A 12,428-nucleotide genomic window follows, 5' to 3' on the forward strand; every position below is an offset into this window, starting at 1 on the left:
CGAGGCATGACCGCACCGCTGCAGGAAGACCGTCGGGGTGGTGCCGGTGCGCCATTGGTACGCGCGCCCAACCTCGGCTGGCACGACATCGACCTCGCCCCGCTCCTACCCGTCGAGCTACCGCTGACCATCGAGCTACCGCTGACCATCGAGCTACCGCTGACCGTCGATCTACCGCTGACCGTCGGCAACGAAGCGAACTTCGGCGCGCCCTGGCAGAGCTGTGGCTCGGCGAGGAGACACCGGAGGAGTTCCTGCATGTCTCGGCGGAGATCGGCGTGGGCGCCGCGCTGGTGGTCGACGGCCGACTGCTGCGCGGGACGTGCGGGTTCGCGGGTGAGCTTTGAGCTGGGCCCATGTGCCGATATGACCGGAAGGCCATGCTTGCCCTTGTGGCGGGTGAGGCTGTCTGGAGCAGTACGCGGGCCAGGAAGCGGTACTGCGGGCCGTGGGCCTGGAGGAACGGGAGGACCGGGTCGGGCTGCTCACGGAACGCGCCGACGCGGGTGACGAGCAGGTACGGCGGGCGCTGGGCGACGCGGGCACGGCGTTGGGTATCGCGCTCACGGGCGCCGTCAATCTTCTGAACCTCCGAGCCGTGGTGCTCGGTGGAGCGCTGTCCGGCCTCGCGCCATGGCTCCTGCCCTCGCTGGAACAGGAGTTCGCTGGACGACGCGGGGCGGGCCTGCCGGGTGATGGCATCCGCGCTGGGGCTGGACGGGCAGCCGCTGGGCGCGGCCCACTCGGTGGCGCGGGCGTGCAGGACGACCCGGTGGAGGGCGGGCGCGAGAAGCGGTTGAGCGCGCAGGCACCTCTGCTGAGGCTGATACGGGCACCATAACCGCCGCGCGCCCCCGTACTCCCGTACCCCCGGCGCTCCCGTACCCCCGTCCCCCTGTCCCCGCCCCCCCGTACGAGTGGCCGAGATATCCACAATCACGCTGCCATGCACAGATGCGAGCTCCGCCCTTCCGCCCCAACCAGCCAGCGTCGTAACGTGATTCACGCGAGGCGCCACCGCACTTGCGGCAAGGGCGCCCCCGCGGATCGGGGGATTCACATGTCGCGAGAGACCAGTCCAGCGCTGTGCCGTGGCGCCGTCGGACCGCGTGGAGTCCTGTCCCGGAGCATCACCCCGCCGTTCCGCACGCGGCGCTCCCGTACCGGTCCCCGATTGTCCGACGGCCCATCCGGCCAGAGTGGAGCAGTGCAGCCATGAGCGACCCCAGGATTCTGACCGTGCGGCCCACACCGGGCGAGTACGCCTGGACGTTCGGTGGTGCACCGCCCATGGCGCGCGTCTCTCCGGGCACCGTCCTCGACCTGTTCACGGAGGACTGCTTCGCCGGAAACGTGCGGTCGGAGAAGGACCTGGTCTCCGAGGTCTGCGAGTTTCCGTTCCTCAATCCGCAGACGGGCCCCTTTTATGTGGAGGGCGCGGAGCCCGGTGACACCGTCGCAGTGCACTTCGTTTCCATCGAGCCGGCCCGCGACTGGGCGGCCTCCACGACGGTTCCGCTGTTCGGCGCCCTTACGTCCACGCACTCCACCGCCTCGCTCCAGCCGCCCCTGCCCGAGGCCGTATGGATCTGGCAGCTCGACCGGGATCGGCGCACCGCTCGGTTCACCGCGCGTGACGGTGATTTCGAGAAGGATCTGCCCATGGACCCCATGCACGGCACAGTCGGTGTCGCCCCGGCCAACCTGGAGGTGCGGTCAGCTCTGGTGCCGGACGCTCACGGCGGAAACATGGACACGCCCGAGATGCGGGTCGGGGTGACGTGCTACCTGGGCGTGAATGTCGAGGGAGCCCTGTTGAGCCTGGGGGACGGGCACGCGCGGCAAGGCGAGGGGGAAACATGCGGGGTCGCCGTCGAGTGCGCCATGAACACGATGGTGATCGTCGAGCTTCTGAAGGGGGTGGCCACTCCTTGGCCGCGCCTGGAGTCCGACACGCACATCATTTCCACCGGGTCCGCACGCCCTCTGGAGGACGCGTTCCGCATATCGCAACTCGACTTGGTGCAGTGGCTGGTGCGTGACTACGGCTTCGGCGAGCTGGATGCCTATCAGTTCGCGACGCAGACGGTGGAGTCGCCGCTCGCCAACGTCTGCGACACCAACTACACGTGCGTGGCCAAGATCCGCAAGGAATGGCTGCCGGTGCGAGAGACACATCGAGGCCTGCATGCGCACCTGCGCGAGATCGGCGCCTCGCTCCCCCGCGGCATCTGAGCCGACGTCCAGGGAGCGCGAGCGTCGGCCACCGCGCAGCCCCTCCGAGACCGGCCGACCGCCCCACGTTCTCACCATGTCCCCACCACATTCTCATCAAGCGGGCCACCGCCCCGACCAGCGCTGAGAGAGGAGGTTCCCCTACACAACACGAGCCGGTGGCCTTCACGGGCCGACGGCCCGCACGGCTTACGGTCATCACGGGCAAGCGCAAGCGGTCTACGTGGCCTACCCGGCCCCCGCAGCCGTCGCAAGCAGCCCCCACGGGTCACGGGTTTCTCGAGGTCCTCGGATCCTCGGGTCCTCGAGTTCCGGGGGTCCTCGGGGTCTCGAGTACCTCGCGACAGTGAGTCGAGCAGCCCTCTCCAGAGCAGCGCAGTTCAGCCGTTCCTTCCCCCCATCGAGAGGCAGTTCAGTCATGGATCGAGCAAGACGATTCCCGAGCCGGCGTCGGCTGCTTCAGGGCGCGGTCGCCGCTGCCGTGCCGACGGCGCTCATGTCCCCCTCCCGCGCGATCGCCGGAGCCCAAGCGGTTGACTATCCGGGGGCCGTATGGGTGCCGGCCAGCACCTCCAACTACACCGTCGCCAACCGCCCCAGCACGTACGCCATCGACTACGTGATCATCCACGTCACCCAGGAGACGTACGCGGACACACTCGCCATCTTTCAGAACCCGGCGAAGCGGGTCTCGGCTCACTACGTGGTGCGCTCCAAGGACGGTCGCATCGCCCAATGTGTCCGCAACCGCAATGTCGGGTGGCATGCGGGCAACTGGTCCTACAACACACGCAGTATCGGCATCGAGCACGAAGGGTGGGTCGACAAACCGGAGTACTTCACCAACGCCATGTACGAGCGGTCAGCCGCTCTGACCGCCGCTATCTGTGCCACATACGGCATCCCCAGAGACCGCGAACACATCATCGGACACCATCAAGTTCCCGGTTCGGACCATACGGACCCCGGACCAAACTGGGACTGGTCGCGCTACATCCGTCTGGTCAACTCCGTCTGAGGCAATCTTGAACTCCGTCTGAGGCGGTCCTGAACTCCGTCTGAGGCGGTCTGGCCGCGGCGTGTCGGGAGCCTGCGAGATCTGTTCCATGCGGCACGCTTGTCGGCTCCCGATCCCCGGGGCGACGATGGCACCATCGCATCGCCGTCCCGGGAGGCCGCTTTGACCGATCCATGGGTGGCCTTGGCACCGGGCGCCGACCCCGTCGAGCGGGTGCGTGTGCTGCGTCAGGCGCACGAGAGGTTCACCGCCGGCGGGACGGTGATCCGACCGGTGCGTTCAGTCGTGGCCGACTCGTGGCGCAGGTCAGCGAGGGCCCGGGTCAGTCCGGAGGGCGCGGGTGCGGCGGTGGAGCTCACGGACGGGGACCTCGGCGCGTACCGGGCCGAGCATCCGTTGGCGAGGGTGATGCCGCTGTTCCGCGAGTTGATGGGAACCTTCGCGACGGACGGGGAACATCTGCTGGCCGTCTGCGATGCCCAGGGCAGGCTGCTGTGGGTCGAGGGGCACTCAGTGACGCGGCGGCAGGCGGGACGGATGAATTTCGTACCGGGTGCGCGGTGGGCGGAGGGGGACGTGGGGACCAACGCGCCGGGTACGGCGGTGGCCGTGGGGCGGCCGGTGCAGGTATTCGCCGCGGAGCACTTCATGCGGACAGTGCAGCCGTGGACGTGCGCGGCGGCTCCGGTGCACGATCCGCGGACCGGGCGGCTGATCGGAGCGGTCGACATCACTGGAGGTGACGGTCTGGCCCACCCGCACAGCCTCGCCTTCGTGCAGGCGGTCGCCAGGGCCGCGGAGTCGCAGCTCGCTTTGCTCTCCCCGCCAGCGCGTGCCGGGACCGCCCTGGAGTTGACCGCGCTGGGGCGGGACGAGGCGCTGCTCCTGGCCGGTGGGCGCAAGGTGCGGCTCAGCCGTAGGCACAGCGAAATCGTCGTACTGCTTGCCCGTCACCCGGAGGGGCTGAGCGCGGACGAACTGTTGTACGCGCTGTACGAGGACGAGTCGGTGCCTCAGGTGACGCTGCGGGCTGAGATGGCGCGGCTGCGGCGGGTACTCGGGGCGGACCTGCTGCGGTCACGTCCGTACCGGCTGGCGGTGCCCGTCGAGTGTGATGTCGACACGGTCGAGCGTCGCCTGGGGGCAGGTGCGGTGACGGCGGCGGCGGCCGCGTATGCCGGGCCGCTGCTCCCGCAGTCGCAGGCGCCGGCGCTGGTCAGGCTGCGGCGCAGGCTCGCCGAGCAGTTGCGGGCCGCGCTCGTCGACCGCAATGACCCAGATCTACTGGCGGACTGGGTCCGCACGCCGTGGGGCGAGGACGACCTGGACGTGTGGCGGGCTCTGGCGGTGCTGCGCCCAACGCCGCCGGTCCTGTCCCGCCTGAGCGCCTTGGACGCCGAGCTGGCCTCGGCCGGACGGGGCTGACCCAACCGGACGGGGCTGGCCCAACCGGACGGGTGCCTCCCGCCGCCGGGGTTGTTCCGGCAGGCCGGGCTCATCCGCGCCCAGCAGTGTTTACGCCAAACCGAATCCAAAGCGCTCCAAGCGCTCCAAGCGCTCCAAGCGCTCCAAGGCGGGCGTAGCAGTGGCGAATCATGCCGGTTGGCGTGGGCGAGCGCGCAGCCGTCGGAAGTTCCGCTGCCTAAGTGGTTGGCTCCGGAAGTCCTTCGGGGGTTGAAGAGGTGTGCCTCAACCCCAACGGTTTGGGCGTTGGCCTCAGTCCGGGCGAGGGAACATGCGCTCGACGGCAGTCACCAGTGCGGCGCGGCGGGCGGTGATGGAGGGGTCCACGGCCTGGTCTGCGGCAGCGGCGGCGATTTCGGGCTGCCCTGCCCAGGTCATGGCGATCTGGTTGATCAGGGCGAGGATGTCGACCGGGTCCCAGACCGGGTCGAGCAGCCCGGTGCGCTGAGCGTCGCGAAGTTTGTCGAGCTTGCCGGCGATCGTGGCCTGGAGGCGGCTGGTGGTGTTGCCTGCGGACTCGGCCAGCTCCAGGCGGCCCCACGTGATCAGACGGTAGTGGTCAGGGCGTGCCGCGAAGTGGTCGAAGAGGATGCCGGCGTAACCGGGCAGGTCGGCCGGATCCAGCTGAGTCGCCTCGACGAGTGCGGTCGTCTCGCGTTCGGCGACGTGCGCGTAAAGGGCTTCCTTGCTGCGGAAGTAGGCGTAGACACGTTCCTTGCTCGTCCTGGCCTGCTTGGCGATGCGGTCCACGCGGGCGCCGGCGATTCCGTGCCGGGCGAACTCCTCCTTGGCTGCGGCGACGATCCGCTGGCGCGTGGAGTCGGCGGACTCGCCCGCGATGGCGGCGTCCGAGGTCTGGCCAGGACTGGTGGAGCGAGACATGAGTCCAGGATAGGCGACCGAACCGTTCGGTTTTGCGCAGCACTCCGGACAGGCGTAGGCTCAAACCAAACAGTTCGGTTTGGTTGCCGACTGCCGACATGACACGAGGAGCGATCTCATGCAGCACCGCACCCTGGGACAGCGGGGACTGCGCGTCTCCGCGCTCGGACTGGGCGTGATGGGGATGTCCATGGCCTACGGCCCCTCGAACGACGAGGACGGCACCTCCACCATTCACCGCGCCCACGAACTCGGAGTCGACTTCTTCGACACCGCCGAGATGTACGGCCAAGGCACCGGCAGCAACGAGATGCTGCTCGGCAACGCAGTCAAGAACTTCCGCGACGAGGTCGTCCTGGCCACCAAGTTCGGCTTCGACATGGCCAGCGAGACGCCGGGGAGCGGCGTCAACAGCCGCCCCGAGAACATCCGCAAGGTCGCCGAGAACAGCCTCCGCTACCTCCAGACCGACCGCATCGACCTCTTCTACCAGCACATCTCCGACCCCGACGTACCGGCCGAGGAGGTCGCAGGCACTGTCGGTGACCTGATCACCGAAGGTAAGGTGCAGCACTTCGGCCTGAGTAACGTCGGCCCCCAGTACATCCGCCGCGCCCACGCCGTCACCCAGGTCACAGCCCTTCAGTACGAGTACTCGATCTTCGAACGCGAAGTAGAGGACGCGATCCTTCCGGTCCTGCGAGAGCTAGGAATCGGCCTGGTGCCGTACTCGCCACTCGGCCGCGGCTTCCTCTCCGGTGTGGTCAAGCCCGCCGCCGAGTATCCCGAGGACGACATGCGCCGCTGGGACGAGCGCTGGCAGGGCGAGAACTACGCCTACAACCTGAACGCCGCCGAGCAGCTCCGAAAGCTCGCCGCCGCCAAGGGCATCACCCCCGCCCAGCTCGCCCTTGCATGGCTGCTCGCCCAGGGTGAGGACGTCGTCCCGATCCCGGGCACCCGCAGCGCCACACGCCTGGAGGAGAACGTCGGCGCCACCGACGTAGAACTCACCGACGCCGACCTGGCCCGTATCCGGGTAGTCCTCCCCCAGGGCTCCGCAGGCAGCCGCTACCCGGCCTCGTTGATGGCCGGCTTCCGCACCGACTGACAGCCCGTACTCCAGTTCGACGGTCCCGGGCAAACGACGGCGAGCAGCGGCAGCATGTCCTCCTGGGCGTGGCTATGACCGGGAGGACACGCCGACGCGCGCACCAGCCACAGTGCGCCCCGCTCATCCTGGTCATCCTCAGGGTCAACCACTGACGGAAGAACCGGCGGGGTTCCGACTTGTCCGACGAGTGATGGGCCCTGATGGAGCCCGTCATCGCCTCCTGGAAGGCCCAGCCTCCCTCCGTCAGCGGCCACCGGGGCAACTACGAGATGCGGGAGGTCGTCAACGCCCTGCTCTGCCAGTCCCGCACCGGCTGCGGCCGACCCAGCCTGGTGGTGCTCGGTGCTCGACACCCAGAGCCTGCACGCGGCCGCCGGGGCGCCCGCCGACACCTCCGGCAAGGCGTCACCGACCACGGCCAGAGGGCGGGTATCGACATCGAAGTCGTGGAGCACAACCCAGCAGCCAGCGGGTTCGTTCCGCGCAGCCGAAGAGGTGGGTGGTGGAGCAGGTGAACGGGTTCATGATGCTGCACCGCAGGCTCGTACGTGACTGCGGGCACGGCTCACTTCGGCCGAGTCGAGGGTGTACTGGGCCATATGCGACCCGATGGCCCGGATACTGACCGCGGTCTCCACCCCCACCTGGCGTGGCGCATGAGCGACGGCGAGTTCACCCTGGGGAGTTCCGGCACACCTGGAGGAGCGGGAGCGTGAGATCGCCGGGCAGGCCGAAGCGCCCCGGGGACGCATCGAGGAACTATCGGCGCAGCTTGAGGAGTTCGACCGTGGAGCCGAGGAGCACCGGATCACCCGTAAAACTCTGATCGCGCTGCCCGATCCGCCCACTCCGACTCCGACTCCGACTCGGACTCGGACTCGGACGGCCACGAAGCTGCCAGACCGTCCGGCCTACCAGCAGATCATGGCGGTGTTCGCTGCGGCTGACGCTCCGCTGCGGGCACGGCAGGTGTGTGAGGCGATGGACACGGAGATCGCGCCCAACAACATCAACAACACCCGCCTGAAACTCAAGCGGCTGACCGAGCGCGGCATCCTGGTCGAAACCGAGCAGGGACGAAACCGAGTATGGACAAAACCAAGCAGGGATTGTTCGCCCAGCCGCGGCCATAGCCGCCCGGCGGCCCCCAGACCAGCCCCCCTACCCCAGCCGACAAGGCAATACGAGTATCACCCCCCATACCGACCCTCTGAGTCTGAGGCAGCGGGGAGGAGGTCAGCAGGGTGACGGCAAGTCACCTTCCGTAGATCTTGGCCGCGGTGACGAGTGCCAGGTCGATGCGCAAGCAGCCGATGAGCGGGTGAGGTTTTGTCCGATCAGCCCAGCAATGCGCTCGCCGCACGCAGCTCGTCCAGGGCCGCCAGGACGTACCCGGCGAGCTCGTCCTTGGCATCACGGTCACCCTCGGACCATTCGGCGAACCCCCGCTTGAAGGCGAGGAGGCCCAGCTCACCCGCGAGAGCCGCAGTCGGATCGGGCACACCGCGGGCGACCAGGGCGGTTGTCACCGCGGCCGCGAGGCTGACGCTCTTGAGGGCGTCACGCTCTTGCAGTTCGGCGCTGGCGGCAACGGCCGCCTTCAGGCGAGGGGCGAGTTCTCGATTGGCGGGGCCCATCGCGCTCGAGGCGCGCTCAAGGCCGGCGGCGACCGCCTCGAGCGGGCTGGCGTTAGCGGGCGCCTCGGCGACCCCCTCGGTCAGCAGCCGGCTCAGCGTCTCCTGTCCGGCCACCAGCAGCTCGCGCTTATCGGGGAAGTGCCGGAAGAAGGTGCTTTTGGTGACCCCGGCACGCTCGGCGATCTGCGCGACCGTCGTGGCGTCGTACCCCTGCTCGGTGAACAGGTCGACGGCAGCCACGACGAGGCGTTCGCGCGCCCCTGGTTCCCACCTACTCATGGCCCCATCATACGTGACGGGACTCTTGTCCCATCACCCTGCTAGAGTGACGGGACAAAAGTCCCATCACTTCCGGGAGAGTTCCATGCGCGTTTTTGTCACCGGTGGCACCGGTCTGATCGGTTCCGCCGTCGTTGCCGAACTGCTCGCCAACGACCACACCGTCCTCGCCTTAGCCCGCTCCGACGCGTCCGCACTGGCCGCCGAGGCGGCCGGCGCCGAGCCGCTCCGGGGAGGTCTCACCGATCTGGACATCCTTCGAGCCGGCGTCGCTCAGTCCGACGGGGTGATCCACCTGGCATTCAGCAACGACTTCAGCAGCCCCGACGCCCTGGCAAAGGCGGTCACTGAGGAGAGTGCCGCCCTCGCGGCCCTCGGCGAGGAACTCGTCGGCAGCGACCGCCCCTTCGTCACCGCCTCGGGTACGCCCCATGTGAGGGGCCGCGTCTCCACCGAGGCCGACCCGGTGTCGACCGACGGGCCGGTCGGTGGTCGCGGTCGCGCGGTCACGGCGGTCCTGGGCTTGGCCTCGCGCGGGGTCCGGAGCACGGCCGTCCGCTTGCCGCGCACGGTCCACAACCAGGGCACCGGCGGGTTCGCCGGTTTGCTGACCGATATCGCACGCCAGACCGGAGTGTCCGGCTACCTGGGCGACGGCGCACAGCGTTGGCCGGCCGTGCACGCGCTCGACGCGGCAGTCCTCTTCCGGCTCGCCCTGGAGCAGCCGGAAGCCGGTACCGCTTGGCACGCCGTGGACGATGAGGGAGACAGGGTGCGTGACATCGCTGCGGTCATCGGCCGACGGCTGGGCCTGCCAGTCGAGTCGGTGCCGCCGGAAACCTACGGCCCTCTCGGCCCGATCTTCGCGGCCGACCAGCCCTCGTCCAGCGCCCACACCCGGCAGGCCCTCGGCTGGGAGCCGAAGCACCCGCGCCTTCTGGAGGACCTGGAGAACATCCAGCCCTAATGGCAACCGTCCCGCCCTGTCGACATACCGGGGTCGACAGCGGGTTTTCACTGGATACGCCCATTCAGCGGCACTTCATACCTACAAACAATAGGAGATCCCGTCATGGTGGTAGTTGTCTTCGGCGCTCGCGGAAACGTGGGCCGACACGTGGCTGACGGCCTGCTGGCCGCCGGCGAACACGTCAGAGCAGTCAGCAGAACCGCAGCCACAGGCCGGACAACAGGGTTGGAAGCTGGCGTCGCAGGCCGGACGCCCGGGCTGGAAGCTGTCGTCGCCGACCTGGAGCGTCCCGAGACGCTGCCCGCGGTGCTCGACGGTGCCGACAAGGTGTTTCTCTACGGAATGCTCAACCCCCAGAAGCCCTACGACATCGAGAAGGTCGCCGCGACGGCCGCAGCCGCGGGGATCCGGCAGGTGGTTCTGCTTTCGTCGGTGTCGGTCCTGGACCCCGATGCCGACCACCCGGTCCCCCTCCTGAACCGCACGATCGAGCAGGCCATCCAACGGTCCGGTATGGACTGGACGTTCCTCAGGCCAGGGACATTCGCCACCAACACTCGCACTTGGTGGGCCGAATCAATCCGTACCGACAACGTTGTCCGTCTTCCCTATCCGCTCGCACAGTCGGCACCAGTACACGAGAAGGACATCGCGGCACTTGCGGTCACCGCCCTGACCGAACCGGGCCACTCGCACCAGACCTACACCATCTACGGGGCCGAGTCCCTGACGCTGCAACGCCAGGTGGAGTACATCGGCCAGGCCATCGACCACCCCATCCGGATTGAACACATCTCCGACAAGCAGGCTCGCGCGGAAGTCGGCAGAACAATGCATCCGGTCGTGGCCGAGGCGATCGTGAGTCAGTGGGCCGCCGCCAATGGTGTCCCGGCCCTGACCTCCGCCATCGTCGAAAAAATCACCGGCGCGCCGGCGCACACGTACGCCCAATGGGCCGTCGACCACGCCGACGACTTCCACGGCTCTCGGCCAGGCCTGCAACCTCACGACATCGAGCGGTAACAGACCCCCAACAGCCCTACAAAGACCGCTCAACAACCCGCAAGGCGCATAGCCGACTTGTTTCCCTTTTAGACCAGCATCAACCGCTTGGTCACATTTCCCGCGATCCACGTTTCCGCGGGCTTTCACAATGCACCCGTCCGGCGATCCACTCGTCCCGCCGAGTGAGTGATCCGTCGGCGCGGGATCAGCATGTGGAACTGGTCCCCCAGGGGTTCGGTGATGAAGGAGGGCAGGCTGGCACGGGCACGGGGCCTTCTGTTGGGCGGCTGGCGATCGCGGGTCTGTTGTCCAGGGCTGCGCCCGTCCGGCATCCGGCCGGACGGGCGCAGCCCTGTCCGAGGTCAGCCGAACGATTCCTCTGCCGCCGCGGCGGGCATGGAGATCCGCCAGGTGACGAACCCGGCTACGGCGAGTCCGGCGATGGCCAGGAAGCTGCTGGCGAGGAAGGGGTCGGTGCCGTCCAAGGCGGGAGCGAACCCGATGCCGACGTAGAGCGTGATCCCGGTGGAGCCGCCCAGTTGGTCGGCGGCTCGCTGGACACCGGAGGCGATGCCGGCGTCGTCTTCGGTCACGCCGGTCACCCCGATGTACTGCAGCCCCACGATCCCGAGACCCATCCCGGCGGCGATGAACAGCATGGCCGGAATCATCGCCAGACCGGTGGCCCCGTAGTGGGAGACCAGGGCGATGGCGGCCATCGCCAGCGCGGTGCAGCAGATCCCGGCCAGGACGCAGGCCCGGGCGCCCCACCGTACGAGCAATCGGGGAACCAGCACCGAGGCCGCGATCAGAGACACCGCCAAGGGCAGCATCGTCAGTCCGGCCTGGAGCGGACTGGCTCCCAACCGGTCCTGAAGGTAGTAGGTGAACAGCAGGAACGAGGTGGACAGTGCCGCGCTCACCAAAGCGGTGGCGAGGTTGGCCAAGACCCGGGGGCGGTGGTGGAAGAAACTCAGTGGCACGAGCGGATTGGGTGAGCGGCGTTCGACCCTGATGAACAAGGCCCCGGCCGCTGCCGCGCCGGCCAGAGCCATCGGCGGAAGCCATGGCCGCGTGTTGTTTCCCTCGCCTGCCTCGACGACGCCGAGGGTGAAGAGCAACGGAGCCGCGACCAGCAGAAATGAGCCGGGATGGTCCAACGATCGCGCTCCAGCGGGACGCTCACCCGGCACGAGGCAGACCGCTGCCACGAGTACGACCAGGATGAACGGCACGGACACCAGGAAGATCCACCGCCAGCCGAGCATTTCGGTGAGGAACCCGGAGAGCACGAATCCGAGGACAAGGCCACAGCTCGCGACGGCAGCCCACACGCCCAACGCCTTTGACCTTCGCGGCCCTTCAGGGAACATGAGCACGATCACCGACATCGCGGCAGGAAGAGCGATCGCCTCACCGACCCCCTGCAACAGCCGGGCCGTGACCAGCAGGGCGAACGAGGGCGCGAGGCCGGCCAACAGAGAAGCGGCACCGAAGAGAGTGGTGCCGAGAAGCAGGACGCGGCGCCTGCCGAGCACGTCGCCCAGCCGACCGCCGAGCATCAGCAGCCCGCCGCCGGTAATCGTGTACCCGACCACCGCCCAGGTCAGCGCATGACTGTCGACGCCGAAGTCGGCGCCGATCGAGGGCAGGGCGACATTGACCACGGTCACGTCGACCGCGATGAAGAACTGCAGCAGGGCCATGCAGCACAGCACCAGCCGTGCACGCACTGGAGACGCTTCGTCCCGGTACGCAGAGAGGATGCCTGAAATCACCAAGTGCTCCGTTGCTCAGAAGAAGTTCCGAGCAGCACCAACGTGC

At 68.3% G+C, this 12,428-nt stretch carries 9 protein-coding genes and 1 pseudogene; 7 read left to right on the plus strand and 3 right to left on the minus strand.

Annotation, left to right across the window (positions count from 1 at the left end):
- Nucleotides 1–54 precede the first annotated feature (54 nt).
- From ACRAKF_RS04195 to ACRAKF_RS04210, 4 genes and pseudogenes are all read left to right on the plus strand, one after another.
- A pseudogene (locus ACRAKF_RS04195) lies at nucleotides 55–800 on the plus strand (ROK family protein); the annotation flags it as partial.
- Between the two features lie 415 nt (nucleotides 801–1,215).
- Nucleotides 1,216–2,235, plus strand: a complete 1,020-nt coding sequence (locus ACRAKF_RS04200; RefSeq protein ID WP_447035443.1) for an acetamidase/formamidase family protein — start codon at nucleotides 1,216–1,218, stop codon at nucleotides 2,233–2,235.
- A 418-nt stretch (nucleotides 2,236–2,653) separates the two neighbouring features.
- Entirely contained in the window at nucleotides 2,654–3,253 is a 600-nt protein-coding gene (locus tag ACRAKF_RS04205; RefSeq protein WP_447035444.1) for an N-acetylmuramoyl-L-alanine amidase, read from the plus strand.
- 162 nt (nucleotides 3,254–3,415) lie between these two features.
- Nucleotides 3,416–4,678 carry a GAF domain-containing protein gene (locus tag ACRAKF_RS04210; protein WP_447035445.1) on the plus strand — a complete coding sequence of 421 codons (1,263 nt, stop codon included), beginning with the start codon at nucleotides 3,416–3,418 and terminating at the stop codon, nucleotides 4,676–4,678.
- Between the two features lie 291 nt (nucleotides 4,679–4,969).
- Here ACRAKF_RS04210 and ACRAKF_RS04215 read toward each other — a convergent pair whose 3' ends face one another.
- A complete protein-coding gene (locus tag ACRAKF_RS04215; protein WP_398659258.1) occupies nucleotides 4,970–5,599 on the minus strand; it encodes a TetR family transcriptional regulator in 630 nt (209 codons plus the stop codon).
- Nucleotides 5,600–5,717: 118 nt separating this feature from the next.
- Between ACRAKF_RS04215 and ACRAKF_RS04220 the strand changes: the two genes are divergently transcribed.
- Nucleotides 5,718–6,710 (plus strand): aldo/keto reductase, encoded by a 993-nt coding sequence (locus ACRAKF_RS04220; RefSeq protein ID WP_447035446.1) that lies wholly within the window; start codon nucleotides 5,718–5,720, stop codon nucleotides 6,708–6,710.
- A gap of 1,340 nt (nucleotides 6,711–8,050) precedes the next feature.
- Here the strand turns inward: ACRAKF_RS04220 and ACRAKF_RS04225 are convergent.
- Nucleotides 8,051–8,629, minus strand: coding sequence for a TetR/AcrR family transcriptional regulator (locus tag ACRAKF_RS04225; RefSeq protein WP_447035447.1), 579 nt, complete (start codon nucleotides 8,627–8,629; stop codon nucleotides 8,051–8,053).
- Nucleotides 8,630–8,714: 85 nt separating this feature from the next.
- Between ACRAKF_RS04225 and ACRAKF_RS04230 the strand changes: the two genes are divergently transcribed.
- Nucleotides 8,715–9,596 (plus strand): SDR family oxidoreductase, encoded by an 882-nt coding sequence (locus ACRAKF_RS04230; RefSeq protein WP_447035449.1) that lies wholly within the window; start codon nucleotides 8,715–8,717, stop codon nucleotides 9,594–9,596.
- Between the two features lie 105 nt (nucleotides 9,597–9,701).
- Nucleotides 9,702–10,622 carry an SDR family oxidoreductase gene (locus ACRAKF_RS04235; RefSeq protein WP_447035450.1) on the plus strand — a complete coding sequence of 307 codons (921 nt, stop codon included), beginning with the start codon at nucleotides 9,702–9,704 and terminating at the stop codon, nucleotides 10,620–10,622.
- A 344-nt stretch (nucleotides 10,623–10,966) separates the two neighbouring features.
- Here ACRAKF_RS04235 and ACRAKF_RS04240 read toward each other — a convergent pair whose 3' ends face one another.
- Nucleotides 10,967–12,310 carry an MFS transporter gene (locus ACRAKF_RS04240; RefSeq protein WP_447041801.1) on the minus strand — a complete coding sequence of 448 codons (1,344 nt, stop codon included), beginning with the start codon at nucleotides 12,308–12,310 and terminating at the stop codon, nucleotides 10,967–10,969.
- Between the last annotated feature and the right edge of the window lie 118 nt (nucleotides 12,311–12,428).

This window comes from Streptomyces sp. DSM 118878 (assembly GCF_052936595.1).

Bases quoted from the DNA above. Each gene is read 5' to 3' on its own strand.
- ACRAKF_RS04225 (WP_447035447.1), bottom strand. From the start codon at position 8,629: ATGAGTAGGTGGGAACCAGGGGCGCGCGAACGCCTCGTCGTGGCTGCC.
- ACRAKF_RS04200 (WP_447035443.1), top strand. From the start codon at position 1,216: ATGAGCGACCCCAGGATTCTGACCGTGCGGCCCACACCGGGCGAGTAC.
- ACRAKF_RS04235 (WP_447035450.1), top strand. From the start codon at position 9,702: ATGGTGGTAGTTGTCTTCGGCGCTCGCGGAAACGTGGGCCGACACGTG.
- ACRAKF_RS04215 (WP_398659258.1), bottom strand. From the start codon at position 5,599: ATGTCTCGCTCCACCAGTCCTGGCCAGACCTCGGACGCCGCCATCGCG.
- ACRAKF_RS04240 (WP_447041801.1), bottom strand. From the start codon at position 12,310: ATGGCCCTGCTGCAGTTCTTCATCGCGGTCGACGTGACCGTGGTCAAT.
- ACRAKF_RS04220 (WP_447035446.1), top strand. From the start codon at position 5,718: ATGCAGCACCGCACCCTGGGACAGCGGGGACTGCGCGTCTCCGCGCTC.
- ACRAKF_RS04205 (WP_447035444.1), top strand. From the start codon at position 2,654: ATGGATCGAGCAAGACGATTCCCGAGCCGGCGTCGGCTGCTTCAGGGC.
- ACRAKF_RS04230 (WP_447035449.1), top strand. From the start codon at position 8,715: ATGCGCGTTTTTGTCACCGGTGGCACCGGTCTGATCGGTTCCGCCGTC.